Below are 24,627 nucleotides of genomic sequence, written 5' to 3'. Positions count from 1 at the left end.
GCGCGAGCTGACGCGCGGCATCGTGCCCAACCCCGCGCTGCGGCCGATCAGCCTGGGCATCGGCGAGCCGCGCCATGCCACGCCGGCGCTGATCGAGGAGGCGATCGTCGCGGCGCTGCCCACGTTGTCGGCCTACCCGGCCACTGCCGGCGAGCCGGCGCCGCGTCCGACGCCGCGCAGCGCCGATCGCATGGCGGATGGGGCGTAGCGCGTGTCCGGCTGCTTCGCGAGGGCGCGCACGAGGATGCGTTCCAGGGTCGGATCCGCTCCGGGCAGCGCGTCGCCCAGTCGCGGCGGCGGCAGCGCACGGTGCGCGAACGAGACCGCGTCGCGATCACCGGCGAACGGCGGCCCCCCGGTCAGCGCGAACCAGAGCACGGCCCCGATCTGATACACATCACTCGCCTCGGTGACGGATGCGCCGGTCAGGTGCTCGGGCGACGCATAGGGCACGTTCGCCACCACGCCGGCGCCGGGCGCACTCAGGAGGGGATCGGCGCCGTGGGTCGATCGTCCGGAGACATCGGCGAGGCCGAAGTCGAGGAGTCGCACCGATTCGCGACGCACTCCGCCGTCGTCGAATGCCATGTCGACCATCACGTTGCTGGGGCTGATGTCCCGATGGACCACGCCGGCATCGTGCGCGGCGGCCACGACGCTCAAGAGCGCATCGGCCAACAGAACCGTGTCGGCGGCGCGCAAGGGGCCGTGAGTGCGCACGTGCTGCGCGAGCGTCACTCCGGGAACGAGCTCCATGGCGATCCATGCCACCGGCACATCACCACTCCGATCGACACCCCACTCGATCGCGGTGACGATCGCGGGATGCGGGATGGCAGAGGATGCAGCGACCTCTTCGAAGAACGCATCGCAGGCGGCGTTGTCCTTCGCGAGGTGGGAGTGGAGGAGCTTCAGCGCGACGACGCGGTCGGTCTGCTCGTCGTGAGCCTCGTAGACCGTCGCGGTGCCTCCGCTCCCCAGGGTCGTACCGATCCGGTATCGACCGCCCACGACCGACGCGGTCACGTCGCAGGCTCTCCCTCGGGCGGCACCTGCCCCGTACTCAGCATGTCGGCCCCCGCGCCGAGAATCGCGAGCGAGCGCACCGCGAGCGCACCTGCGTTGCGGGCTGTCACACGATTCTCGTACGCGCGCGAACCCACCAGGACGATGTCGTCGTCCAGCACCGCGAACCAGCGACTGGTGCGCGTCTGATGCTGCCGGGCGGCATGAACGATCAGCTCGGTCGCCCGTCGCGCGAGTGTCGCCGCATCGAACCCTGCAGCACGGTCGCTGGGATGCAGGCGGCTCCCGCGCGCGATCTCGCGATGATTCTCGCTGACCAGTCGCCAGCCCACCACGGACCCTGCCCGGCCGCGATCAGGCGGCGGCGTGACCAGCGCGCTCGTGCCGCTCTCGACGATGAGCTGCGTCGCGCGCAGCCACTCCTGCGCCACACGATCCTGCGTGCTCGCGAACCTGACGTAGTGCACCTGCGCAGCCACCTGGCACCCTCCTGTGAGTTGCGCCAGATGCAGCTGGACACGTCCGGGATCGTCGTGCCTCGGCACGACGCCCGAGAGAACGACACGTGAACGGCAGGAGTCCGTGTCCCAGAGGAGGCGTGAACCCCTCAGCCCGCGAGAGCCGCGGCCGCCGCCTGTGCCGCCGCGATGAGCGCCGTACGCTGCTCGGCGACCCGCACGGGCGCGGTGCCGCCGACGCCGTCGCGTGACGCGACCGATCCCTCGATCGTGAGCACCTCGCGCACGGCGGGGGTGAGCAGCGGTGAGATCTTCGTGAGCAGGGCGTCGGAGGCATCCTCGAGTCCGATCCCTGCGGACTCGCACGCCCGCACGAGCGCACCCGAGATCTCGTGCGCGTCACGGAAGGGCACACCCGCGCGTACGAGCCAGTCGGCGACGTCGGTGGCGAGCGAGAACCCCTGCGGCGCGAGCTCGGCCATGCGCGCCGTGTCGAAGCGCAGGGTGGCGACCATGCCGGTGAACGCCGGCAGCACGACCTCGAGGGTGGCGACCGAGTCGAACACCGGCTCCTTGTCCTCCTGCAGGTCGCGGTTGTAGGCGAGCGGCAGCGCCTTGAGGGTGGCGAGGAGCCCCGACACGTTGCCGATGAGGCGGCCCGCCTTGCCGCGCGCGAGCTCGGCGATGTCGGGGTTCTTCTTCTGCGGCATGATGCTCGACCCGGTCGAATACGCGTCGTCGAGGGTCACGAAGGAGAACTCGCGGGTGTTCCAGAGGATGATCTCCTCGGCGAACCGCGACAGGTCGATGCCGATGAGCGCGGCGATGAACGCGAACTCGGCGACCACGTCCCGCGAGGCGGTGCCGTCGATGGAGTTCTGGGCGGGCTCGGCGAGCCCGAGCTCGCGCGCGACGAGCGCGGGGTCGAGACCGAGCGTGGATCCGGCGAGAGCGCCGCCGCCGTACGGCGACACACGGGCGCGCACCGCCCAGTCGCGCAGCCGCTCAAGGTCGCGCGTGAGCGCCCAGCCGTGCGCCTGCAGGTGGTGCGCGAGCAGCACGGGTTGCGCGTGCTGAAGGTGCGTGCGACCGGGGAGGATCGCCGTCTCGTGCGCCTCGGCCTGGGCGACGAGCGCGTCGATGAGCGCACGCACCTCACGCGCGATGACCGCGGCGTGATCGAGCAGGTAGAGGCGCACCAGGGTTGCGATCTGATCGTTGCGGCTGCGGCCGGCGCGGAGTTTGCCGCCGAGCTCGGCGCCGACCTCCGCGATCAGCGCCTGCTCGAGCGCACCGTGCACGTCCTCGTCCGAGTGCTGGGCGACGAGCTCCCCCGACGTCACGGCCGCGAGAAGCCGGTCGAGGCCCGCGTGCATGCGCGCCGCCTCGTCGGCGCTCAGGTAGCCCGCCGCGGTCAGCGCGGTGGCGTGCGCGTGCGAGCCGGCGATGTCGTACGGAGCGAGCACCCAGTCGAAGTGCGTCGAGCGGCTCAGGGCCTGCAGCTCGGGCGACGGCCCGCCGGCGAAGCGGGCGCCCCAGAGAGCACCCTCATTGGTTCCGTGCGCGGACTCAGCGGTCACAGGTTCGACCCTTTCGTGCGGGATGGACGAGCGGATGCCGCGGCTCACTGCTGGCGCAGCAGCCACACCAGCAGGGCCTTCTGGGCGTGCAGGCGGTTCTCCGCCTCATCCCAGACGACGCTCTGCGGGCCGTCGATGACCTCGGCGTCGACCTCGTAGCCGCGGTCGGCAGGCAGGCAGTGGATGAAGATCGCGTCGGACGCGGCGAGCGACATCGTCTCGTTCGTCACCTTGTACGCGCCGAGGTCGCGCAGGCGCGCGAGCTTCTCCTCCTCCTTGCCCATCGACACCCAGGTGTCGGTGACGACCACGTCGGCGCCGGCGGCGGCCTCGAGCGGGTCGGTGTAGAGCGTCACCGAGCCTCCGGTCTCCTTCGCGCGCTGGTCGGCGTCGTCGATCACGTCGTCGCGGGGCGCGTAGGTGTCGGGCGAGGCGACGCGCACGTGCATTCCGGCGGTGACCCCCGCCAGCACGTACGAGTGGGCCATGTTGCTGCGCCCGTCCCCGAAGAACGCGAGGGTGAGCCCGGCGAGCTCGCCCTTGTGCTCCTTGATGGTGAGGAGGTCGGCGAGAAGCTGACACGGGTGGAAGTCGTCGGAGAGCGCGTTGACCACGGGCACGCGGGTGCCGCGGGCCATCTCCTCGAGCCCGGCCTGGGCGTAGGTGCGCCACACGATGGCCGCGACCTGGCGCTCGAGCACCCGGGCGGTGTCGGCGGGGGTCTCCTTGCCGCCGAGCTGGCTGTTGGCGGTCGAGATGATGAGCGGCGAGCCGCCGAGGTCGGCGATGCCCACCGCGAACGACACGCGGGTGCGCGTCGACGACTTGTCGAAGATCACGGCGACCGTCTGAGGACCGGCGAGCGGCTTCTGCGCCCACCGGTCGCGCTTGAGCTCGACGGCGAGATCGAGGATCTCGGCCTGCTCGACCGCTGTCAGGTCGTCGTCGCGGAGCAGATGGCGGGTCATGCGGACACCTCCGGGGAGAGAACGACGGATGCCGCGACCTCGGCGAGCGCGGCGGCGAACCGCTCGCGGAACTCGTCGATCTCGACATCGCCGATGATGAGGGGCGGCGCCAGCCGCACCGTGCTGTCGTTGGCCGCGTTCACGATGAGGCCGTGCCGCTGCGCGGCGGCGGTGACCTCGTTCGCGACGGGGTCGGTGAGGGCGACGCCGATGAGCAGCCCCTGACCGCGCGTGCCGGTGACGAGCGGCGAGCCGATCGCCTCGACGGCGGCGCGCACCTGAGCGCCCCGCAGGGTCGCCGCCTCGACGAGGCCGGCGCGCTCGATCTCGTGGAGCACCGCGACCGAGACGGCGGTCGCCAGCGCGTTACCGCCGAACGTCGACCCGTGGGTGCCGGGGTAGAACAGCTCGCTCGCCGTCGGGAACGTGATCAGCGCGCCGATCGGGAAGCCGCCGCCGATGCCCTTGGCGACAGTGATCGCATCGGGCACGATGCCCTCGTGCTGGAAGCCGAACCAGGCACCGGTGCGACCGGCGCCGGTCTGGATCTCGTCGATGATGAGCAGCGCGCCATGGCGTGCCGTGATCTCCCGTGCCGCGGCGAGGTACCCCTCGGGCAGCGGCACGACGCCCGCCTCGCCCTTGATCGGCTCGACGAACAGGGCGGCCACCGTGTCGTCGACGGCGGCCTCGAGGGCCTCGATCGTCGACGGCAGGAACTCCACGCCCGGCACCATCGGCTCGAACGGCGCGCGCATTCCCGGCTTTCCGGTGAGCGCCAGCGTGCCCATCGTGCGGCCGTGGAACGCACTCTCGAGCGCGAGGATGCGCGGCCGCGCGCTGCCGCCGTGGAGACGGGCCAGCTTGAACGCGGCCTCGTTGGCCTCCGCCCCCGAGTTGCCGAAGTACACGCGGCCGGCGGGGCCGGTACCGGCGAGCCGCTTCAGCAGCGCCGCGAGCTCGAGCTGCGGCGGCGTGGCGAAGTAGTTCGACACGTGGGCGAGGGTCTGCGCCTGCCGGGTCACCGCGTCGACGAACACCGGGTGGGCGTGCCCGAGGGCGTCCACAGCGATGCCGGCGAGGAAGTCGAGCAGGCGGGTGCCCGCGGCATCCCAGACGTAGGCGCCCTCGCCACGGGTCAGCAGGGCCAGGCGGTCGCCGGAGTTGCGCACCAGGTCACGCCCGGCGGCCTCCTGCCAGATCTCGGTCTGCGCGTCTGCGTCGCTCATTTCGCCACCACTTCCGTTCCGATGCCCTTCTGAGTGAAGATCTCGACGAGCACCGAGTGCGGCACCCGTCCGTCGATGATCGCCGCGGTCTCCACGCCGCCCTCGATCGCGTCGAGGCACGCCCGCATCTTCGGGATCATCCCCGACTCGAGCGACGGCAGCATGGTGCGCAGCTCCTCGGCCGTGAGGCTCGAGACGAGCGACTCCCGGTTCGGCCAGTCGGCGTAGAGCCCCGGCACGTCCGTGAGGATGACCAGCTTGGATGCCCCGAGGGCCACCGCCAGTGCGGCGGCCGCGGCATCCGCGTTCACGTTCAGCGACTGCCCGGGGTGGTCGAGGTCCGGGGCGATCGAGGAGACGACCGGGATGCGGCCCGCCGTCACGTGGTCGAGCACCGGCTGCGGGTCGACCTCGACGATGTCGCCCACCCGGCCGAGGTCGTGCTCGACCCCGTCGACGAGCACGCCGCGGCGGCGTCCGCCGAACAGGCCCGCGTCCTCGCCCGACAGACCCGCGGCGACCGGGCCGTGGGCGTTGATCTTGGCGACCAGCTGCGGGTTCACCTGACCGGTGAGCACCATTCGCACCACCGAGATCGCCTCGGTGGAGGTCACCCGGTAGCCGCCCTTGAACTCGGTCGGGATCGCGAGCCGGTCGAGCATGTCGGAGATCTGGGGACCGCCGCCGTGCACGACGACCGGCTTGACCCCGACGTAGCGGAGGTAGGCCATGTCGGCGGCGAAGGCGTCCTGCAGCTCCTCGGAGACCATCGCGTTGCCGCCGTACTTGACGACGACGATCTGGTCGCGGAAGCGACGCAGCCAGGGCAGCGACTCGATGAGGGTCGCCGCCTTCGCGGAGGCCTCGGTCGGGTCGGTGTCTTGCAGGGCGGGATCGGTCATGAGGCGTACGCGCTGTTCTCGTGGACGTAGTCGTGGGTGAGGTCGTTGGTGAGGATCGTCGCCTCGGCGGTGCCGACCTTCAGGTCGATGAGCAGGTCGGTGGCGCGCGGGGCGAGGTCGACCTCCTCGCGGGGACGGTCGGGTCCGCCCTGGCTGCACACGCGCACGCCGTTCATCCACACGTCGACGTCGTACGGGTCGAACGCGGCCGCGGTGGTGCCGATGGCGGCGAGCACACGCCCCCAGTTCGGGTCGTTGCCGAAGATCGCGGCCTTGAACAGGTTGTTGCGCGCGACGGAGCGCCCGACCTCGACCGCGTCGGTCTCGCTCTCGGCGCCGACCACGCGGATCGTGATGTCGTGGCTCGCGCCCTCGGCGTCGCCCTGCAGCTGCCGGGCGAGGTCCTGGCAGAGGTCGGCGAGCACGGCGGCGAACACGTCGAGATCGGGATGGATGCCGGTGGCCCCGTTCGCGAGCAGGGTGACCTGGTCGTTCGTCGACATGCACCCGTCGGAGTCGAGCCGGTCGAAGCTCGTGCCGGTCGCGCGGCGCAGGGCCGCATCCGCCTCGGCGCTCGTGAGCTCGGCGTCGGTCGTGATGACGACCAGCATCGTCGCGAGGCCGGGCGCCAGCATCCCGGCGCCCTTCGCCATACCGCCGATGGTCCACCCGTCGTGGGTGCGCACCGCGCGCTTGGGCCGGGAGTCGGTGGTCATGATCGCGAGGGATGCCGCCTCTCCCCCGTCGTCCGACAGCGCCGCCACGCCCTCCTCGACGCCCGCGAGAACCTTGGCCCGGAAGACCTCGTCGCCCGTGCCGATGAGGCCCGTGGAGCACACGACGACGTCGCCGGCGCTCACCCCGAGGAGCTCGGCGGCCTTCTCGGCGGTCTGATGGGTCGTCTGGAAGCCGAACGATCCGGTGAAGCAGTTCGCCCCGCCGGAGTTCAGCACGACCGCCTCGATGACGCCGTCCGCGACGACCTGCTGCGACCAGATGATCGGGTTCGCCTTGGCCCGGTTGCTCGTGAACACGGCGGCGCCCACCTTGCGTGGGCCGCGGTTGACGACCAGCGCGACGTCGGGCTTGCCGGTCGACTTCAATCCGACGGCGACGCCGGCGGCGGCGAATCCCTGGGCGGCGGTGACGCTCACGGGGCGACTCCGTTCACGGTGAGGGCGCGGTCCTCGGGGAGGCCGAGCGCGATGTTCATGGACTGGATGGCGGCACCGGCGGTGCCCTTGACGAGGTTGTCGACCGCGGCGGTGACGACCACGCGGTTCGCGTCGCGGTCGATCGCGAGGGACAGCAGCGCCGTGTTCGCCCCGAGCACGTCGGCGGTGCGCGGCAGCACCCCCTCGGGCAGCAGCTGCACGAAGGTCTCCCCCGCGTAGGCGCTCTCCCACGCGTCGCGCAGCTGCGCATCCGTCACGCCCGCCCGGATGGGGGCCGTCGAGGTCGCGAGGATGCCGCGGGCCATCGGGACGAGCACGGGCGTGAACGAGATGCGCACGTCGTCGGCGCCGGCCCCGCGCAGCGCCTGCTGGATCTCGGGGATGTGCCGGTGCGTGCCGCCCACGGCATACGGATTCGCGGTGCCGAGGATCTCGCTCGCGAGCAGGTTCGTCTTCAGGCTCTTGCCCGCGCCCGACGGCCCGACCGCGAGCACGCTGACGAGGTCGGTGGCGTCGATGACGCCCGCCGCGACGCCGGGCGCGAGGCTGAGGCTGACGGTCGACGCGTTGCAGCCGGGGGCCGCGATCCGGGTCGCGCCCACGAGGTTCGCACGCTGCTTCCCGGTCGCCACGGCGAGCTCCGGCACGCCGTAGGCCCACGGCTCGTGGAAGTCGCCGCCGTAGAACCGGGCCCACGCGGCCGGATCGGTGAGCCGGTGATCGGCACCCGCGTCGATGACGAGCGCGGAGTCCTTCAGCGCGTCGGTGTACTGACCCGACTGCCCGTGCGGCAGCGCGAGGAAGACGACGTCATGGCCGGCGAGGATGTCGGGCGTCGTGTCCTCGAGGGTGAGGTGCGCGAGGGAGCGCAGGTGCGGCTGGTGCGCGATGAGCGGCTGGCCGGCGTTCGCGTGCGCGGTGACGGTCGTGATCTCGACATCGGGATGGGCTGCGAGGATGCGCAGCAGTTCACCGCCCGCATAACCGGAAGCGCCGGAGACGGCGACCGAGAGCGTCATGGATTCCACCTTAGTTTCTGGGAGGGATGCCGCTCATGCACAGAGCACGCGCGGCGAGGGCCGAACGCGGCGACACCCGCGACGGCTCCCGGAAACGGGGGACGCAGGGGTCGCCTAGAGTCGGCGGCCGCCGCGGCGTCGGCACGCGCCACCGAGGCTCACGGGGAGCACTGCGAGGTGGAGGGACGCCGACGGCATGCCGCGAGGGTATCGGGATGCCGCATCCCCCCGCAAATCCGGGCCGTCACCCGGCGTCGAGGTGGGCGTCGAGGAAGGCCTGCACCCGCGCCCAGGCGTCGGCCGCCGAGGCTGCGTGGTAGCGGCGGCCCTCGTCGTTGAAGAACGCGTGCGCGGCATCCGGGTAGACGACCGTCTCGAGGGCGACACCCGCCTCGCGAGCCGTCTGCTCGACTGCCGGGAGCGCCTCGATGAGCGACGGATCGTGCTGTCCGTAGAGCGCGAGCACCGGCGCCGTGATGCGCCCGAGCTGCTCGGCGCCCGGCGCGGAGCCGTAGAACGGCAGCGCCGCGCGCACGCGCGGGTCGGCGGCGGCGAGGAGGAACGCGAAGGTGCCGCCGAAGCAGAAGCCGATGACCCCGATGCGTCCGTCGACGCCGGGTTCCGTGGCGACGAGGTCGACGACGCCGGTGAGGGCCCCGACCGCCCACCCGGCGTACTCGGGAGCCCGGGCCCCGGTGATCGCGTCGCGCATGCGGGGCTGGGCGGCGACCCGCGCCTCCTCGTCGTCGCTGTTCATGATCGCGAACAGCTCGGCGCCGATCGAGGGCTCGATGCCACCACGGCTGAGGATGTCGGGGGCGGCGGCGAGGTAGCCGAGGGCAGCGAACCGGTCGGCGACGTCGCGGATGTGGTCGACGAGCCCCCAGATCTCGTGGATCACGATGACCGCTCCGCGCACGGGCCCGTCGGGCCGCGCCAGGTACACGTCGATCGCGGGGCCGTCGGGGGTCGGGATGCTGCGCGTCTCGGTCATGCCGCCACGCTACGCCCGCGCGCTATGCACGGCGTGCACGTCACTCCCGCAGGGTCGCGCCGAACCGCTCGGTCGCCACGGCCACGCCCGCGAGCTTCGCCTCCGTCGCCTCGGCCGCGGTGAGCGTGCGGTCGGGGGCGCGGAAGCGCAGCGCGAAGGTGAGGCTCTTGGTGCCCTCGGGGAGACCCTGCCCGCGGTAGTCGTCGACGAGACGCAGCGACTCGAGCAGGTCGCCCGCACCGGCCACGAGCGCGGCGGCGAGGTCGGCGGCGGCGAGGTCGGCGTCGACGATGAGCGAGACATCCTGCGTCGCCGCCGGGTAGCCCGAGAGCGACGGGGCGACGGTGCGGGTTCCGGCGGCGGCGACAAGGGCGTCGAGATCGAGCTCGGCGACCGTGACGCGGCCGGGCAGGTCGGCGTCGGCCGACACCTGCGGCAGCAGCTCGCCGACGTAGCCGATCTCCACGCCGTCGACCGACAGCACGCCGGCACGCCCCGGGTGCAGCGCCGCGCGCTGCGCCTGGGCGACGTCGATCGTGACGCCGGCAGCGGATGCCGCGACCCGCACCGCGTCGAGCACCTCGGGGAGACCGGCCGCCTCGGCCGACCGGCCCGGCTGCTTGGGCGCGACGTGACCGGTGACGAGCACGGCGAGGTGGCGACGCTGCGGTGGGATGCCCGCGTCGAGCGCCGCGAGCGTCGCGGCGTCGGGACGTGCGGCGGCGGGCGGCACGTCGGCCGTGCCGTAGACGACGCCCGGCTCCGGGAGGAACACCGCGCCGGTCTCGAACAGCGACAGGTCGCCGAGGCCGCGCGCCGCGTTGCGGTGCGCGACGACGAGCAGTCCCGGCACGAGGCTGCGCCGCAGCGCCGGTGCGAGTCCGTCGAGCGGGTTGGCGAGCAGCACGCTCGGCACCGCCTCGCCGTCGGCGGAGCCGTGCAGCGTGTTCGCGTCGACCGTGGTGAACGGGAACGACGGCGTCTCGACGAAGCCGGCGGCGGCGAGCGCGTTCGACACGCGACGGCGGGCCGCCTGCGCAACGGTCCAGCCGCGACCGGTCGGAGCGACGGGGAGCACCGCGGGGATGCGGTCGTAGCCCTCGATGCGGGCGACCTCCTCGGCGAGCGTCCACTTGTCGGTGAGGTCGGGGCGCCACGTCGGCGCGATGACCAGCCTGTCGTCGCCCTGGTCAAGCACGGTGGCGCCGATCTTCTCGAGCGCGCCCGTGATCTGGTCGTCGGTGTAGTCGACCCCGATGAGCGCGGAGATGAATCCGTCCGGCAGCAGGATGCCGTCGCGCTGGTGTGCGGACTCGACCCTCGCGAGGCCGCCCTCGACCGCGCGCGTGCCGCCGGCGAGCTTCTCGAGCAGCTCGACGACGCGCTCGGCGGCGACCGACGCGACGTTCGGGTCGACGCCGCGCTCGAAGCGCCGAGACGCCTCGCTCGGCAGCTTGTGGCGACGCGCGCTGCGGGCGATCGTGACCGGGTCGAACGTCGCCGCCTCGACCAGCACGTTGCGGGTCGTCTCGCTCATCTCGGTGCTCGCGCCGCCCATGACGCCTGCGAGACCGATGGGGCCCGAGGCATCCGTGATCAGCAGGTCTTCGACATGCAGGTCGCGCACCTTGCCGTCGAGGGTCTCGAGCGTCTCGCCCGGCGCCGCCCGGCGCACGGTGATGCCGCCGGAGAGCTTGTCGAGGTCGTAGCCGTGCACGGGGTTGCCGAGCTCGAGCATGACGTAGTTGGTGATGTCGACGAGCACCGAGATCGAGCGGATGCCGGCCAGCGCGAGCCGGGCCACCATCCACGGGGGCGTCGGCCGCGACGGATCGACGCCGCGCACGACGCGTGCCGCGAACTGCGACGCACCGACGCGCCCGCGGATGGGTGCGGCATCCTCGATCGCGATCTCGACGCCCGCACCCGGGTCGACCCACCGCCCCTCGCGCGCGGGGTCGCGGAAGGCCGCACCGGTCGCGTGCGAATACTCGCGTGCGGCGCCGCGCAGCGACAGCGCATACCCGCGGTCGGGGGTCACGTTGATCTCCACGGCGACGTCGTCGAGACCGAGCAGGGCGATCGCATCGGTGCCGACCTCGGGGTCGAGGCCGAGCTCGGTGAGCCGCAGGATGCCGGAGTGGTCCTCGCCGAGGCCGAGCTCGCGCGCCGAGGCGATCATGCCGTCGGAGACGTGGCCGTAGGTCTTGCGGGCGGCGATCGGGAAGGGCCCCGGCAGAACTGCGCCGGGCAGCGTCACCACGACCTTGTCGCCCGCGAAGAAGTTGCCGGCGCCGCACACGATGCCGCGCACGCCGCCGTTCGCCTCGCCGACGTCGACCTGGCACCAGCGGATCGTCTTGCCGTTGGACTGCGGCTCGGGCTCGAACGAGACCACCTGGCCGACGACGACCGGACCGGTCACGTCGAAGGAGTGCACGTCCTCCTCTTCGAAGCCGACGCTCACGAACGAGGCGAGCACGTCCTCCGGGGTCGCGTCCGCAGGGACGTCCACATATTCACGCAGCCACGACAGCGGAATGCGCATCACACCACCATCCCGAACTGCTCGCTGAAGCGCACATCACCCTCGGCCATGTCGCGCATGTCCTGCACGTCGCTGCGGAACATGAGGGTGCGCTCGACCCCCATGCCGAACGCGAAGCCCGAGTACACCTCGGGGTCGAGACCCGCCGCGCGCAGCACGTTGGGGTTGACCATGCCGCAGCCGCCCCACTCGATCCAGCGGGCGCCGCCCTTGAAGGTCGGATGCCACAGGTCGAGCTCCGCGCTCGGCTCGGTGAACGGGAAGAAGTTCGCGCGGAAGCGCGTCTTCGCCTCGGCGCCGAACAGCTGCTTGGCGACGTGGTCGAGGGTGCCCTTCAGGTGCGCCATCGTGATGCCCTTGTCGACCACGAGTCCCTCGAACTGCGTGAAGACCGGCAGGTGCGTGGCGTCGAACTCATCGGTGCGGTACACGCGGCCGGGCGAGATGACGTAGATGGGCACATCACGCGAGAGCATGGTGCGCATCTGCACCGGGCTCGTCTGGGTGCGCAGCACCAGGTGGCGATCCACCGGGTCGACGTAGAAGGTGTCCTGCATCTGGCGCGCCGGGTGGTCGGGGTCGACGTTCAGCGCGTCGAAGTTGAACCACTCGTGCTCGAGCTCGGGACCCTCCGCGATCTCCCACCCCATGCCGACGAAGATGTCGCCGATCTGCTCCTGCAGGAGGGTCAGCGGATGCCGCGCCCCCACGCGCGTGCGCTGCGGCACGGCGGTGATGTCGACGCGCTCGCCCTCGAGCTTGGCGGCGAGCTCCGCTTCGGCGAGCGCGGTCTCGCGGGCGGCGAGCGCCTGCGTGACCTGCCCGCGGGCCTGGCCGACGAGCTTGCCGAACTCCGCCTTGCGGTCCGCGGGCACGTCGCGCATGCGCGCGTTCAGGCGCGCCAGCGGCGAGCCCTCCGCGACGTGCGCCTGTCGCGCCGCCTTCAGTTCGGCGGAATCGGATGCCGCGGCGATCGCCGCGACCGCGGCCTCGGCCGCAGCCGTCACCGCCTCGGGCGTGATCTCGTTCTCGGGTGCGTCGGACACGGGAATCGAGTCTACCGAGCGCCCAGGCTGTCTCAGGGCGCGGGCGGGGCGCCTTCGGCGCGCGGGGCGGCGAGGGACTCTGTGGTCGTCGCGGGGGCCGCGGCATCCGTGCCCGTCGCTCGCGGCGACCGGCGGGTGCGGCGCTCGACGACGTACGCGACGTAGGAGAGCGCCAGGCACAGGGCGACGTAGATCGCGCCGGCGATCAGCGCCGAGGGGATCAGCGGCGAGCCGAACTGCGGATTCGAGCCCAGCAGACGCGCGTAGTAGAGCAGCTCGGGGTAGGTGATGATGAAGCCGAGCGCGGTGTCCTTGAGCGTGACGACCAGCTGCGCGATGATCACCGGCAGCATCGCGCGCAGCGCCTGGGGCAGCAGGATCAGGCGGAGCACCCCAGCCTTGCGCAGCCCGATGGCGTATCCCGCCTCCTTCTGACCGCGCGGCAGCGCCTCGACACCCGCGCGGATCACCTCGGAGAGCACGGAGCCGTTGTAGGCGATCAACGCGATCACCACCGCTCCGTAGCTCGGCAGCCGCAGCCCGAGCACGGGGAGCCCGTAGTAGAGCAGCAGCATGAAGACGAGCACCGGGATGGCGCGCAGCACCTCGACGACCGCGGTGACCGGGATGCGCACCCACGCGTGGTCGGAAAGACGCCCGATCGCGAGCACGAAGCCGAGCACGACCGAGCCGAGCGCGGCCGCGGCGAACGCCGACAGCGTCGCGATGGTGGCCTGTCCGAACTGCTCCCACACCCGGCTGTAGGTGAACAGCTCCCACTTCCGGGCAGAGAACTGACCGGTCTCGGCGAGACGCCAGATCGTCCAGGCGACGCCCGCGGCGACGACGAGCACGGTGACGACGCCGAGGATCCGGTTGCGCAGTCGCGCCCGAGGGCCGGGCACGTCGTAGAGGACGGAACTCATCGGGCCACCTTCCAGCGACGTTCGAGCACGCGCTGCAGCCACGCCAGCAGCAGCACGAGCACCACGAACACGACCATCACCCAGAGGATCGTGACGAGCTGGTTCTCCCCCAGCTCGCTCATGTTCGCGCGGATGTTGCCGAGGTTGACGACCGAGAAGCCGCTCGCCACGGTCGTGTTCTTCAGCAGGGCGATGAGCACGCTCATCATCGGCGGGATGACCGATCGGGTCGCCTGCGGCAGCACGACGTAGCCCATCACCTGCCCGAAACCCATCCCGAGGGCGCGCGCGGCCTCGGCTTGCCCGACCGGCACGGTGTTGATGCCCGAGCGCACGGTCTCGGCGACGTAGGTGGCCGTATAGATCCCGAGGGCGGTCGTCGCGAGCAGCACGAAGTCGGCACGGCCGGGCACGAGGAGCGGGACACAGAACGCGAAGAAGAACATCACGAGTGTGAGCGGGGTGTTGCGGATCCAGTTGACGTACACCGCGCCGACCGCGCGCGCGATCGGCACCGGGGAGACGCGCATGGCACCGACGATGAGCCCGAGGAGGAGGGCGATCGCGCCGCCGCCGAGGAACAGCACCAGAGTGCCGCGCAGTGCCTCACCCCACAGATCGGGGTAGTCGGTGAGGATGTTCACCGTCGTCGTCCTTTCGGAGGGAGCCGGGGCGGCCGCTGCGCGGCCACCCCGGCGATGATCACGAGACGGGATCGACGGCAGGCTGGGTGGCCTGCACGCCGGACGCGCCGAGGTTCTTCTCGAAGATCGCGGTCCAGGTCGACCCTCCGTCGGTGAACATCGTGTTGATGAATGCCGCGAAAGCGGTGTCGTCCTTCGCGAGCCCGACACCGTAGCGCTCGGTCGAGAACGGCTCCCCGACGACCTTCAGGTTGTCGGGGTCGGCCGCCGCGTACCCGATGAGAATGGCCTCATCGGTCGTCACCGCATCGGCCTGGCCGCTGATGAGGTTCTGGACGCACTCGGAGTAGCCGCTGAACTCGACGGTCTTCGCATCGGGGTGCTCGTCCTTGATGCGCTGGATCGATGTGGATCCGGTCGCCGAACAGACCGTCTTGCCGGCGAGCGCGTCGACGCCCGTGATCGAGTCGTCGGACTTGCGCACGAGCAGTCCCTGGCCGGTCACGAAGTAGGGACCTGCGAAGTCGATCTGCTCCTTGCGACGATCGGTGATCGAGTAGGTCCCGACGTAGTAGTCGATCTGCCCGTTCTCGATGGCCTGCTCACGGTTCGCGGAGGCGATCGCGGTGTACTCGATCTTGCTCTCGTCGTAGCCGAGCGACGCCGCGATCCACCGGGCGATGTCGATGTCGAAGCCCGACCTCTCACCCGTGGTCGGGTCGAGGTAGCCGAGACCCGGCTGGTCCTCCTTGACGCCGATCTTGACGACGCCGGCGGCCTTGATCTTCTCGAAGGTCGGGCTGCCGGCGATCTCGACATTGCTCGCGACCTCGAACAGCGGCGCGGCCGAGGCATCCGCGCTTCCCGAGGCACCCGGGGTGCCGCTGTTGCACGCGGTGAGCGCGAGCGCCGCGACCGCGAGTCCCGCAGCCGCTCCCATCATTCGTCTGATGCGCATGTGAATCTCTCCTGTTTCGTATCTCTTCTTCTTCGTCCGGCGCCGGGGACGGGCGCGCGGGTCTGGGGGCGTCAGTGGGTGATGAGCTTGGAGAGGAAGTCCTTCGCTCGGTCGCTGGCGGGGTTCGTGAAGAACGCGTCCGGAGTCGCCTGCTCGACGATCTGGCCGTCGGCCATGAACACGACCCGGTCGGCGGCCTTGCGCGCGAAGCCCATCTCGTGGGTGACGACGATCATGGTCATCCCTTCGTGCGCGAGCGAGGTCATCACGTCGAGCACCTCGGTGATCATCTCGGGGTCGAGGGCGCTCGTGGGCTCGTCGAAGAGCATCACCTTGGGGGCCATCGCGAGCGCCCGGGCGATGGCGACACGCTGCTGCTGTCCGCCGGAGAGCTGCGCCGGCAGCTTGTCGGCCTGCGCCCCGACGCCGACGCGGTCGAGAAGTCGACGACCGGATGCCTCCGCCTCCGCCTTCTTCTGCTTCTTGACCTTGATCGGTCCGAGGGTGACGTTCTCGAGGATCGTGAGATGGGAGAACAGGTTGAACGACTGGAACACCATGCCGACGTCGGCACGGAGCGCCGCCAGCGCCCTCCCCTCGCTCGGAAGCGCCACGCCGTCGATCGCGATCGTTCCCGAGGTGATGGTCTCGAGCCGGTTGATCGTGCGGCAGAGCGTCGACTTCCCCGATCCGGAGGGGCCGATCACCACGACCACCTCGCCTCGGTTGACCGTCAGGTCGATGTCCTTGAGGGCGTGGAAATCGCCGTAGTGCTTCTGCACGCGCTCGACGACGACCAGCGGATCGCCGCGTCGCACGCTGATGTTCGATGTCGCCGGGCCGGGGGAATCCTGGGAAGACATGATGTCCACTCTATGAACGGGATGTGGACGATCGCGACCCGTGGCGGATTCTCCCAGGGGGATGTAACCTCCGCGGAACCTGCCTCGGCCGGCTTCCGCGACACGGCATCCGGCCGGTCAGCCGCGCTGGGCGAACGCCGATTCGTAGAGGCAGACGCTCGCCGCAGTTGCGAGGTTCAACGACTCGGCCTGCCCGTAGATCGGCAGGCGCAGCGCGGCATCCACCCACTCGAGCGCCTCATCGGGCAGCCCGTGCGCCTCGTTTCCGAACACCCAGGCGGTCGGGCCGTCGAGTTCCCCGGCTCGCCGCGCGTCGAGCAGATCGTCGCCCTTGACGTCGGCGGCGACGACGCGCAGTCCTGCCGCGCGTGCCGCGTCGATCACGTCTTCCAGTGACTCGACGCGCGCCACCGGCACGTGGAACAGAGACCCGGTCGTCGACCGCACGACCTTCGGGTTGTAGGGATCCACCGTGCGCCCGGTCAGAACCACCGCATCGGCGCCGACGGCGTCGGCCGCGCGGATGATCGTGCCGAGATTGCCCGGATCGCGGATCTCTTCGCAGATCGCGAGCAGTCGCGGTGCACGGGCGAGAACGTCGTCGATGGATGCCTCGTCCTGGCGGGCGACAGCGATGATGCCCTGAGGAGTGACGGTGTCAGCCATCGCCTCGATCACCGCGTCGGACGCGAGCTCTACGCGGAGCCCCGCGCGCGATGCCGCCTCGCGGAGGTCGGCGTGGCGATCCCAGGCGGCGGGCGTCGCATAGAGCTCGACCAGGCCGTCGGCACGGAAGGCGAGCGCCTCGCGCACGGCCTGCGGACCCTCGAGGAGGTACAGGCCGGTCTCGTCGCGCGCCGCCCGTTTGGCGAGCTTCGCGACCGCTCGGGCGCGCGGCGATCGGGGATTCTCGAGCACGCGGCCAGTCTAGAGCGGTGGGGTGCCTCGCCCGGGAACGACGAACGGGGCGCCCTCCCGAAGGAGGACGCCCCGTGCAGCGTGTGACGCTTAGGCCGAGACCTTGGGCGCGTTCACGTCGGCCGGAAGGGCGGCCTTCGCCGTCGCGACCAGCGACGCGAACGTCGCGGGCTCGTTCACCGCGAGGTCGGCCAGGATGCGGCGGTCGACCTGCACACCCGCGAGGCCGAGGCCCTGGATGAAGCGGTTGTAGGTGATGCCGTTCTGACGGGCAGCGGCGTTGATGCGCTGGATCCACAGACGGCGGAAGTCGCCCTTGCGCTTGCGACGGTCGCGGTACGCGTAGACGAGCGAGTGGGTGACCTGCTCCTTCGCCTTGCGGTAGAGGCGCGACCGCTGGCCACGGTAACCCGAGGCGCGATCGAGGATGGTACGACGCTTCTTCTGGGCGTTGACGGCCCGCTTGACTCTAGCCATTTCTTGTCTTCCTCACGTGGGTCGGCGCGCTCAGCGGCCGAGGAGCTTCTTCGCGACCTTGGCGTCGCCCGGGGCGAGCACCTGCTCCTGCGACAGACGGCGGGTGCGCTTGGTGGGCTTGCCCTCGAAGTTGTGGCGCAGGTTGGCCTGCTGCTTCATGAGCTTGCCGGTGCCGGTGATCTTGAAGCGCTTCTTGGCACCCGAGTGGGTCTTCTGCTTCGGCATGTCGGTTTCCTTCTGTGTTGTGTCCCGCGGACGGGAATCGTGGCGCCCTACTCGGCCGGAACCGGAGCGGGCTGCTCGTCAGTGGGGGTGTCGCCGCGGGCGGCCGAACGGGCGGCCTCCTTGTTCGCGGCACGCTGGGCGTTCTGCTCCGCCTTCGCCTCGGACTTGTTCTTGTGAGGCGCGATCACCATGACCATGTTGCGACCGTCGATCGTGGGGTTCGATTCGACGGTGCCGAACTCGGAGACATCCTCGGCGAACTTGCGAAGCAGGCGCACACCCAGTTCCGGACGCGACTGCTCGCGACCGCGGAACAGGATCATCGCCTTCACCTTGTCACCCGACTTGAGGAATCCCTCGGCGCGCTTGAGCTTGGTGGTGTAGTCGTGAGCCTCGATCTTGAGGCGGAACCGCACCTCCTTCAAGACCGTGTTCGCCTGATTGCGCCGGGCCTCCTTGGCCTTCTGCGCGGCCTCGTACTTGAACTTGCCGTAGTCCATGATCTTGACGACGGGCGGCTTCGAGTTGGGGGCCACCTCGACCAGGTCGAGGTCTGCCTCCTGGGCCAGACGCTGCGCAACCTCGATACGGACGACGCCTACCTGCTCGCCGTTCGGACCCACGAGGCGGACCTCGGGGACGCGGATGCGCTCATTGGTGCGGGGATCGCTGATGCGGAACTCCTCTTACGTAGCGGGTGCCACCGCGACGCGGGTGCGAAGCGGGCGGAAGATTCGCACACTCCACCCACGCGACGTCACGACGTTCGCGCCCGCACGCGCCACAAGGCCGCCACCGGAGAACCGGAGCTGTGCGTTCGACCCGGTAACCTTGGGCGGCAAGCGCGGGTGGGATGTGATCCACTTTCGATCCGAAGCAGACGCTCGGATGCCCGCACAGTCTAGCAGAGAGAACGACGTGCACACGAGCCCCGACGACAACGCCTTCACCGACGACGAGCGCCACGCTCGCTGGGAGGAGCAGGAGCGCGCCGCGTCGAGCGCCGTGCGCGACATCGCCGACGTGGCCGCGGTCGAGATCATCACCACGACCGCCGTGCACCTCATGAGCGCGGCCGCCGTCAAGGTCGGCCTCGCCGACGACCCGGAGTCGCAGACCGACCTCGACGAGGCCCGCAAGCTCATCAACGCCCTGGCCGGCCTCCTCACCGCCGCCGCCCCCGAGGTCAGCGACATGCACGCGCGGTCACTCCGCGACGGCCTGCGCTCCCTGCAGCTCGCCTTTCGCGAGGCATCCGTCGTTCCCGACCCGATCGGCAAGGGACCCGGCGAGAAGTGGACCGGCCCGGTCACCTGACCCCGCCCCGGCGCGCACTCGTCCGGTCGCGATGGCAGAGCGGCGGCGCGACGCAGCTCAGCGCGCGCGGTGCAACTTGACCGACAGCGAGTCGACCAGGGTCGCCACCGCGTCATCGGCGGCCCACCGGCGGGCGAGTCGCGCGAGCACGGCGTCGAGCTCCTGCTGATCGAGGCCCGCCGCGAGATTCAGGTGCACGACGAGTTCGGAGCCCAGACCCCGCGCGCGCGGATCCCCGGGAGCCACCTGCAGATCGAGCACCGCGAGCTCGTGCGCGATGCTGCGCTGAAGGCCCAGGAACACCGCCGGCGAGGCGAAGGACGGCTCCCATTCCTCACCCTTGGCGATCGCCCACACGGCGGGGCGCCGCAGCACGAACTCTGTGTCCGAGCCCGGGTCGATCACGATCAGGTCGGTGTCGTCGTTCGCGGCCGCGAGCGCCGTGCGCACGCCGTCGGCGGGCACCGGGCGAGCCGCGGCATCCCAGGCGCTCATGGTCGCCACCGATGTGAACACCGGCAGCACGCGTCGCCCGTCGGGCGCAGCCACCGTGACGATCGACAGCTCCTGCGTCTTGTCGACGACGAGGCCGGTCGGGCCCACACCCTCGTCTCCCTTCTCGGCGATGAGCGGGATCAGCAGGCGCGCCGTGCGGTACGCGGTCGCGACGGCGACCTGATCGCCCTCGCCGGCATGGAAGGCCTCCAGCGCCGCCCGCAGAGCGGGGTCGGCCGAGCCGTCGTCGCCCGCGTGCGGGTTCGGCTCGAAGCTGCGACCCGCCCACGGAGTGCCCGCCGAATCGGTCAGGTGAGGATCGTGCGCCGAGCCGTGGTCGTGGCCGCAGGCCTCGCCCTGACCGGGATGCCGCGACTCAGGCTCCGGCGACATCCAGCGCCTCGCGCAGGGTGAACGCCCCCGAATAGAGCGCCTTGCCGACGATCGCGCCCTCGACACCGTGCGGCACGAGCTCGCGCAGCGCCGCGATGTCGTCGAGGCTCGAGATGCCGCCGGACGCGATGACCGGCTTCGGCGTGCGGTCGGCGACGGTGCGCAGCAGGTCGAGGTTCGGGCCGCGCAGCGTGCCGTCCTTGGTGACGTCGGTGACGACGTACCGCGTGCAGCCAGCCTCCTCCAGCCGGTCGAGCACGGCCCACAGGTCGCCGCCGTCGCGCGTCCAGCCGCGGGCGGCGAGGGTCGTTCCGCGCACGTCGAGGCCGACGGCGACCGCGTCACCGTAGCGGCCGATGACATCTGCCGCCCACTCCGGGTTCTCCAGGGCCGCGGTGCCGAGGTTGATGCGCGCCGCGCCCGACTCGAGAGCCGCCTCGAGCGAGGCGTCGTCGCGGATGCCGCCGGAGACCTCGACGTTTACACCCTTGACGTGCGTGATGACCTTGCGCAGCAGGGCCGCGTTGCTGCCCCGACCGAACGCCGCGTCGAGGTCGACGAGGTGGATCCACTGCGCACCCTGGCGGGCCCACTCGAGGGCGGCCTCGACGGGGTCGCCGTAGCTCGTCTCGCTGCCGGCCTCCCCCTGGGTGAGGCGCACGGCCTTGCCGTCGGCCACGTCGACCGCGGGAAGGAGGATCAGTTCGGGCGTGGAAGCGAAGTCGTTCATGGGTCCTCGGGTGAAGCGAACAGGCGGATGCCGCGGCGCGCCGACGCGCGCCCGGGAGAGGTTATCCCGCGGAGAGCGAGCCGATCCAATTGGACAGCAGCCGGATGCCGGCGGCCCCCGACTTCTCCGGGTGGAACTGGGTCGCCGACAGCGCGCCGTTCTCCACGGCTGCGAGGAACCGGGACCCGTGGGTCGCCCAGGTCAGCGACGGCGTGGGGAAGGGCGGCTGCACCTCGAGCGACCACTGCTGCGCCGCGAAGGAGTGCACGAAGTAGAACCGCTCGTCCTCGACGCCGGCGAACAGCGTCGACCCCTCGCCGGGCTCGACGGTGTTCCATCCCATGTGCGGGAGCACCGGGGCATCCAATTCGGTCACCACCCCCGGCCACTCCCCCAGACCCGGGGTGTCGTCGCCGCGTTCGACCCCGCGGCCGAACAGCACCTGCATGCCGACGCAGATTCCGAGCACGGGACGTCCTCCGGCGAGGCGCCGGTCGATGAGCTCGTCTCCCCCGCTGGCGCGGAGCGCCTCCATGACGGCTCGGAACGCGCCGACCCCTGGCACCACCAGACCGTCGGCCTCGAGCACGAGCGCGCGATCGGCGGTGAGGCGCGCGTCGGCGCCGGCCACCGCGAGCGCCTTCACCGCGGAGTGCACGTTGCCCGACCCGTAGTCGAGCACCGCGACGAGCGGCGTGCGCGTCACAGAGCGCCCTTGGTGCTGGGGATGCCCTCGACGAGCGGGTCAAGCGCCTTCGCCTGACGGAACGCTCGCGCGAACGCCTTGTACTCGGCCTCCGCGATGTGGTGCGGGTCGCGACCCGAGAGCACGCGCACGTGCACGGTGAGGCCCGCGTTGAACGCGATCGCCTCGAACGTGTGGCGCACGAGCGAACCGGTGAAGTGGCCGCCGATCAGGTGGTGCTCGTACCCCTCCGGCTCGCCGGTGTGCACGAGGTACGGACGGCCGCTGATGTCGACCACAGCCTGCGCGAGGGCCTCATCGAGCGGCACGAGCGCGTCGCCGTAGCGCGAGATGCCGGCCTTGTCGCCGAGCGCCTGGCGGATCGCCTGACCGAGCACGATCGCGACGTCCTCCACCGTGTGGTGAGCATCGATGTGCGTGTCGCCGCTCGAGCGCACGGTGAGATCGGTGAGCGAGTGCTTCGCGAACGCCGTCAGCAGGTGGTCGAAGAACGGGACGCTCGTGTCGATGCTGCTGCGCCCGGTGCCGTCGAGGTCGAGGGTGAGCTCGACCGACGACTCGCTGGTGCTGCGGGTGATCGACGCCGTACGGGATGCTGCGGGTGCGGCGCTCATGCGCCCGATTCTAGCGAGGCCAGGGCATCGAGGAACGCCGTCGTCTCCTGCGCGGTGCCCGCCGTCACCCGCAGGTGGTGCGGAATGCCGACGTCGCGGATCAGCACGCCCCGGTCGTACAGCGCCTGCCAGGTCGCCCGCGGGTCGTCGACGTCACCGAACAGCACGAAGTTGGTCCACGACGGGTGGGCGCGGAAGCCCAGCGCCTCGACTGTCGCCGAGATGCGGTCGCGCTGCGCGACGATCTCGTCGACCATCCCGAGCATGACCTCCGCGTGACGCAGCGCCGCCGATGCGGCGGCCTGTGTGAGCGCACTCAGGTGGTACGGCAGGCGCACGAGGCGCAGCGCGTCGATGATCGCCGGGTCGGCGGCGAGGTAGCCCACGCGCGCACCGGCGAAGGCGAACGCCTTGCTCATGGTGCGGGAGACGACCAGGCGCTCCCGGCCCTCGAGGAGCGAGATCGCCGAGACCGCGTCGCGCGGGGCGAATTCGATGTAGGCCTCGTCGACGATGACGATGCCGCGGCTCGCCTCGTAGACGGCGGTGATCACATCGATCGGCAGCGGCGTGCCGGTCGGATTGTTGGGAGCGCACAGGAAGACGACGTCGGGGTCAGCGGCGGCCACCTGGTCGGCCGCGGATTGCGGAGACAGCGTGTAGTCGCTGGCCCGCTCGCCGGCGACCCACTCGGCGCCGGTCGCGCGCGTGAGAAGCGGGTACATCGAGTACGTCGGCGTGAAGCCGAACGCCCGACGTCCCGGGCCGCCGAAGGCCTGCAGGACGTGCTGGAGCACCTCGTTCGACCCGTTCGCGGCCCAGATCTGCTCGGGGAGCAGCCCGTTGCCGAGATAGTCCGCAAAGCCCTCGCGCAGCGCGGTGAACTCGCGGTCGGGATAGCGGTTGACGTCGCGCAGCGCGCGGGCGATGGAATCGAGGATGTCGCTGGCGACCTCATCCGGAACCGGATGCGTGTTCTCGTTGACGTTCAGAGCGACGGGGAGCGCGACCTGCGGGGCGCCGTACGGGACGAGCCCGCGCAGGTCGTCGCGTATCGGAAGGTCTTCGAGACGGGTCACCGTTCCATCGTAGAGGCGGGATACGCGCCGACCCGACGGTCGAGATCAGTGAGCCGGAGCGTACTCGGTGGGGATCGACAGCTGCTCGCCGGCCACCACCGTGCCGTTTCCGAGTGCGTTGAGCCGCACGAACGCGTCGACCACGTCGCGCGGATCTGCCTGCGGCGCGACGCGCTCCGCGATCGACCACAGCGAGTCACCGGCCTCGACCGTGACGGTCTGGTAAGTGCCCGCCGGAGCACCGGCGTCGCGCGACGCGAGAGCCGCCCCGCCCGACACGATGCCCGCCGAGACCCCGATGAGGAAAGGCAGTGCGGCGAGGAACACGAGCACGCGGCGGCCACGACGCGTCATCCGCAGTCGGGTGCGCGGTGCGAGCGTGAGCGGGATCGTCGTCATGTCTGCCTCCTCAGAGTGGTGAAGTGTCGCAAGACCGGACCCGGCCGGGGGCCGGTCTTGCGAACTTCTTTTCCGAATCTATCTTCGATATTGTCGAGTGTCAACCGGCTCTCGCCTTCGAGGACTTTCGAACGCGACACGCGTGCCCGCTCCCGCGAAGGGCGCCGAGAGCCGGATAGGTTTTCGACATCTGAAGCACATCACCGACCTCCGACATTCGAACGAGAACGACGAGGCGGCCCAGGGAAGGAGCGTGCGATGCCCGGTCGGGAGAAGCCGCAGACGCGTCGGCGCAAGAGCCTCAGCGACAAGCAGCTGGCGATCCTCGAGGTCATCCAGCGCTCCATCGCGCGCCACGGATACCCGCCGAGCATGCGCGAGATCGGCGACGCCGTGGGACTCAAGTCGCTCTCGAGCGTCACGCACCAGCTGAACCAGCTCGAGCTGAGCGGCTACCTGCGTCGCGACGCGGGCAAGACCCGTGCGATGGAAGTGCTCATCGACCTCCCCGGCACCGCGGCCGAGAACCCCGCCGACACGGCCCCCTCGGTCGGCGACGCCGCCATGGTGCCCCTCGTCGGGCGCATCGCCGCCGGCATCCCGATCACGGCTGAGCAGCAGGTCGAGGAGATCTTCCCCCTCCCCCGCCAGCTCGTCGGCAAGGGCGACCTGTTCATGCTCAAGGTGCAGGGCGAGTCGATGATCGACGCCGCCATCTGCGACGGCGACTGGGTGGTCGTGCGCTCGCAGTCCACCGCCGAGAACGGCGACATCGTCGCCGCGATGCTCGACGGCGAGGCCACCGTCAAGGCCTTCCGCCAGCGGGACGGCCACACCTGGCTGCTGCCGCGCAACTCCGCGTTCGAGCCGATCCTCGGCGACGAGGCGGTCGTGCTCGGCAAAGTCGTCGCGCTCATGCGCGCGGTCTGACGACACCG

Annotated in this window: 27 protein-coding genes; 2 read left to right on the top strand and 25 right to left on the bottom strand. The window is 71.0% G+C overall.

Annotated features, from left to right (window positions below; all coding sequences use genetic code 11):
- Positions 1–132: 132 nt before the first annotated feature.
- From ABT08_RS01115 to infC, 19 genes are all read right to left on the bottom strand, one after another.
- Entirely contained in the window at positions 133–1,026 is an 894-nt protein-coding gene (locus tag ABT08_RS01115) for a serine/threonine-protein kinase (RefSeq protein WP_288113729.1), read from the bottom strand.
- Positions 1,023–1,505 (bottom strand): hypothetical protein, encoded by a 483-nt coding sequence (locus tag ABT08_RS01110; RefSeq protein ID WP_056209322.1) that lies wholly within the window; start codon positions 1,503–1,505, stop codon positions 1,023–1,025. The genes ABT08_RS01115 and ABT08_RS01110 overlap by 4 nt, the downstream gene beginning before the upstream one ends.
- A 128-nt stretch (positions 1,506–1,633) precedes the next feature.
- Positions 1,634–3,064 carry an argininosuccinate lyase gene (gene argH, locus ABT08_RS01105; RefSeq protein WP_288113728.1) on the bottom strand — a complete coding sequence of 477 codons (1,431 nt, stop codon included), beginning with the start codon at positions 3,062–3,064 and terminating at the stop codon, positions 1,634–1,636.
- A 44-nt stretch (positions 3,065–3,108) separates the two neighbouring features.
- Positions 3,109–4,032 (bottom strand): ornithine carbamoyltransferase, encoded by a 924-nt coding sequence (argF, locus tag ABT08_RS01100; protein WP_056209328.1) that lies wholly within the window; start codon positions 4,030–4,032, stop codon positions 3,109–3,111.
- Positions 4,029–5,261, bottom strand: coding sequence for an acetylornithine transaminase (locus ABT08_RS01095; protein ID WP_288113727.1), 1,233 nt, complete (start codon positions 5,259–5,261; stop codon positions 4,029–4,031). The genes argF and ABT08_RS01095 overlap by 4 nt, the downstream gene beginning before the upstream one ends.
- The gene (gene argB / locus ABT08_RS01090) at positions 5,258–6,163 is read right to left on the bottom strand and encodes an acetylglutamate kinase (RefSeq protein ID WP_045247636.1); all 906 of its coding nucleotides are present in this window, start codon (positions 6,161–6,163) and stop codon (positions 5,258–5,260) included. Before argB ends, ABT08_RS01095 begins: the two co-directional genes overlap by 4 nt.
- Positions 6,160–7,317, bottom strand: a complete 1,158-nt coding sequence (gene argJ / locus ABT08_RS01085) for a bifunctional glutamate N-acetyltransferase/amino-acid acetyltransferase ArgJ (protein ID WP_056519477.1) — start codon at positions 7,315–7,317, stop codon at positions 6,160–6,162. The genes argB and argJ overlap by 4 nt, the downstream gene beginning before the upstream one ends.
- Complete coding sequence (gene argC / locus ABT08_RS01080; RefSeq protein WP_288113725.1) at positions 7,314–8,357, bottom strand: N-acetyl-gamma-glutamyl-phosphate reductase; 1,044 nt, start codon at positions 8,355–8,357, stop codon at positions 7,314–7,316. Before argC ends, argJ begins: the two co-directional genes overlap by 4 nt.
- Positions 8,358–8,601: 244 nt before the next feature.
- A complete protein-coding gene (locus tag ABT08_RS01075; protein ID WP_056209334.1) occupies positions 8,602–9,351 on the bottom strand; it encodes a dienelactone hydrolase family protein in 750 nt (249 codons plus the stop codon).
- A 40-nt stretch (positions 9,352–9,391) separates the two neighbouring features.
- Positions 9,392–11,899, bottom strand: a complete 2,508-nt coding sequence (gene pheT / locus ABT08_RS01070) for a phenylalanine--tRNA ligase subunit beta (RefSeq protein ID WP_056519484.1) — start codon at positions 11,897–11,899, stop codon at positions 9,392–9,394.
- A complete protein-coding gene (gene pheS / locus ABT08_RS01065; RefSeq protein WP_056209559.1) occupies positions 11,899–12,945 on the bottom strand; it encodes a phenylalanine--tRNA ligase subunit alpha in 1,047 nt (348 codons plus the stop codon). The genes pheT and pheS overlap by 1 nt, the downstream gene beginning before the upstream one ends.
- Positions 12,946–12,977: 32 nt before the next feature.
- Positions 12,978–13,871, bottom strand: coding sequence for an amino acid ABC transporter permease (locus ABT08_RS01060; protein ID WP_056519487.1), 894 nt, complete (start codon positions 13,869–13,871; stop codon positions 12,978–12,980).
- Positions 13,868–14,515 carry an amino acid ABC transporter permease gene (locus tag ABT08_RS01055; RefSeq protein WP_056519490.1) on the bottom strand — a complete coding sequence of 216 codons (648 nt, stop codon included), beginning with the start codon at positions 14,513–14,515 and terminating at the stop codon, positions 13,868–13,870. The genes ABT08_RS01060 and ABT08_RS01055 overlap by 4 nt, the downstream gene beginning before the upstream one ends.
- A 58-nt stretch (positions 14,516–14,573) precedes the next feature.
- On the bottom strand, positions 14,574–15,473 hold the full coding sequence (locus ABT08_RS01050) for a glutamate ABC transporter substrate-binding protein (RefSeq protein WP_288113721.1): 900 nt from the start codon (positions 15,471–15,473) through the stop codon (positions 14,574–14,576).
- A gap of 71 nt (positions 15,474–15,544) precedes the next feature.
- Positions 15,545–16,336 (bottom strand): amino acid ABC transporter ATP-binding protein, encoded by a 792-nt coding sequence (locus ABT08_RS01045; protein ID WP_056519567.1) that lies wholly within the window; start codon positions 16,334–16,336, stop codon positions 15,545–15,547.
- Positions 16,337–16,453: 117 nt separating this feature from the next.
- Complete coding sequence (locus tag ABT08_RS01040; protein WP_045247626.1) at positions 16,454–17,254, bottom strand: TrmH family RNA methyltransferase; 801 nt, start codon at positions 17,252–17,254, stop codon at positions 16,454–16,456.
- Positions 17,255–17,344: 90 nt separating this feature from the next.
- A complete protein-coding gene (gene rplT, locus ABT08_RS01035; protein ID WP_056209345.1) occupies positions 17,345–17,731 on the bottom strand; it encodes a 50S ribosomal protein L20 in 387 nt (128 codons plus the stop codon).
- Between the two features lie 30 nt (positions 17,732–17,761).
- On the bottom strand, positions 17,762–17,956 hold the full coding sequence (gene rpmI / locus ABT08_RS01030) for a 50S ribosomal protein L35 (protein WP_045247624.1): 195 nt from the start codon (positions 17,954–17,956) through the stop codon (positions 17,762–17,764).
- A 47-nt stretch (positions 17,957–18,003) separates the two neighbouring features.
- A complete protein-coding gene (gene infC / locus ABT08_RS01025; protein ID WP_082483203.1) occupies positions 18,004–18,630 on the bottom strand; it encodes a translation initiation factor IF-3 in 627 nt (208 codons plus the stop codon).
- Positions 18,631–18,844: 214 nt separating this feature from the next.
- On the opposite strand from infC, the gene ABT08_RS01020 reads away from it, so the two are divergent.
- The gene (locus tag ABT08_RS01020) at positions 18,845–19,273 is read left to right on the top strand and encodes a DUF1844 domain-containing protein (protein WP_056209350.1); all 429 of its coding nucleotides are present in this window, start codon (positions 18,845–18,847) and stop codon (positions 19,271–19,273) included.
- A gap of 57 nt (positions 19,274–19,330) precedes the next feature.
- Here ABT08_RS01020 and ABT08_RS01015 read toward each other — a convergent pair whose 3' ends face one another.
- The 6 genes from ABT08_RS01015 to ABT08_RS00990 form a co-directional block, all read right to left on the bottom strand.
- Positions 19,331–20,161 (bottom strand): SseB family protein, encoded by an 831-nt coding sequence (locus ABT08_RS01015; RefSeq protein ID WP_056209353.1) that lies wholly within the window; start codon positions 20,159–20,161, stop codon positions 19,331–19,333.
- Positions 20,145–20,891 (bottom strand): bifunctional 1-(5-phosphoribosyl)-5-((5-phosphoribosylamino)methylideneamino)imidazole-4-carboxamide isomerase/phosphoribosylanthranilate isomerase PriA, encoded by a 747-nt coding sequence (gene priA, locus ABT08_RS01010; RefSeq protein ID WP_045247621.1) that lies wholly within the window; start codon positions 20,889–20,891, stop codon positions 20,145–20,147. The genes ABT08_RS01015 and priA overlap by 17 nt, the downstream gene beginning before the upstream one ends.
- Positions 20,892–20,952: 61 nt before the next feature.
- Positions 20,953–21,597, bottom strand: coding sequence for an imidazole glycerol phosphate synthase subunit HisH (gene hisH / locus ABT08_RS01005; protein WP_056209357.1), 645 nt, complete (start codon positions 21,595–21,597; stop codon positions 20,953–20,955).
- Positions 21,594–22,211, bottom strand: coding sequence for an imidazoleglycerol-phosphate dehydratase HisB (hisB, locus tag ABT08_RS01000; RefSeq protein ID WP_045247619.1), 618 nt, complete (start codon positions 22,209–22,211; stop codon positions 21,594–21,596). The genes hisH and hisB overlap by 4 nt, the downstream gene beginning before the upstream one ends.
- Complete coding sequence (locus tag ABT08_RS00995; protein ID WP_288113718.1) at positions 22,208–23,290, bottom strand: histidinol-phosphate transaminase; 1,083 nt, start codon at positions 23,288–23,290, stop codon at positions 22,208–22,210. Before ABT08_RS00995 ends, hisB begins: the two co-directional genes overlap by 4 nt.
- 45 nt (positions 23,291–23,335) lie before the next feature.
- Positions 23,336–23,689 (bottom strand): LysM peptidoglycan-binding domain-containing protein, encoded by a 354-nt coding sequence (locus ABT08_RS00990; protein WP_288113717.1) that lies wholly within the window; start codon positions 23,687–23,689, stop codon positions 23,336–23,338.
- A 258-nt stretch (positions 23,690–23,947) separates the two neighbouring features.
- Here ABT08_RS00990 and lexA point away from each other — a divergent pair, with 258 nt between their 5' ends.
- Positions 23,948–24,619, top strand: coding sequence for a transcriptional repressor LexA (lexA, locus tag ABT08_RS00985; RefSeq protein WP_045247616.1), 672 nt, complete (start codon positions 23,948–23,950; stop codon positions 24,617–24,619).
- Positions 24,620–24,627: the final 8 nt, after the last annotated feature.

The sequence above is a fragment of the Microbacterium sp. SCN 71-21 genome (genome assembly GCF_001725695.1).
Taxonomy (GTDB): domain Bacteria; phylum Actinomycetota; class Actinomycetes; order Actinomycetales; family Microbacteriaceae; genus Microbacterium; species Microbacterium ginsengisoli.
This window is presented reverse-complemented; position numbering and strand designations above follow the sequence as displayed.

Bases quoted from the DNA above. Each gene is read 5' to 3' on its own strand.
- argB (WP_045247636.1), bottom strand. From the start codon at position 6,163: ATGACCGATCCCGCCCTGCAAGACACCGACCCGACCGAGGCCTCCGCG.
- ABT08_RS01015 (WP_056209353.1), bottom strand. From the start codon at position 20,161: ATGTCGCCGGAGCCTGAGTCGCGGCATCCCGGTCAGGGCGAGGCCTGC.
- priA (WP_045247621.1), bottom strand. From the start codon at position 20,891: ATGAACGACTTCGCTTCCACGCCCGAACTGATCCTCCTTCCCGCGGTC.
- pheT (WP_056519484.1), bottom strand. From the start codon at position 11,899: ATGCGCATTCCGCTGTCGTGGCTGCGTGAATATGTGGACGTCCCTGCG.
- hisB (WP_045247619.1), bottom strand. From the start codon at position 22,211: ATGAGCGCCGCACCCGCAGCATCCCGTACGGCGTCGATCACCCGCAGC.
- argF (WP_056209328.1), bottom strand. From the start codon at position 4,032: ATGACCCGCCATCTGCTCCGCGACGACGACCTGACAGCGGTCGAGCAG.
- ABT08_RS01020 (WP_056209350.1), top strand. From the start codon at position 18,845: ATGCCCGCACAGTCTAGCAGAGAGAACGACGTGCACACGAGCCCCGAC.
- ABT08_RS01095 (WP_288113727.1), bottom strand. From the start codon at position 5,261: ATGAGCGACGCAGACGCGCAGACCGAGATCTGGCAGGAGGCCGCCGGG.
- ABT08_RS01050 (WP_288113721.1), bottom strand. From the start codon at position 15,473: ATGCGCATCAGACGAATGATGGGAGCGGCTGCGGGACTCGCGGTCGCG.
- argC (WP_288113725.1), bottom strand. From the start codon at position 8,357: ATGACGCTCTCGGTCGCCGTCTCCGGCGCTTCCGGTTATGCGGGCGGT.
- rpmI (WP_045247624.1), bottom strand. From the start codon at position 17,956: ATGCCGAAGCAGAAGACCCACTCGGGTGCCAAGAAGCGCTTCAAGATC.
- ABT08_RS01075 (WP_056209334.1), bottom strand. From the start codon at position 9,351: ATGACCGAGACGCGCAGCATCCCGACCCCCGACGGCCCCGCGATCGAC.
- ABT08_RS00990 (WP_288113717.1), bottom strand. From the start codon at position 23,689: ATGACGACGATCCCGCTCACGCTCGCACCGCGCACCCGACTGCGGATG.
- ABT08_RS01045 (WP_056519567.1), bottom strand. From the start codon at position 16,336: ATGTCTTCCCAGGATTCCCCCGGCCCGGCGACATCGAACATCAGCGTG.
- ABT08_RS01060 (WP_056519487.1), bottom strand. From the start codon at position 13,871: ATGAGTTCCGTCCTCTACGACGTGCCCGGCCCTCGGGCGCGACTGCGC.
- lexA (WP_045247616.1), top strand. From the start codon at position 23,948: ATGCCCGGTCGGGAGAAGCCGCAGACGCGTCGGCGCAAGAGCCTCAGC.
- rplT (WP_056209345.1), bottom strand. From the start codon at position 17,731: ATGGCTAGAGTCAAGCGGGCCGTCAACGCCCAGAAGAAGCGTCGTACC.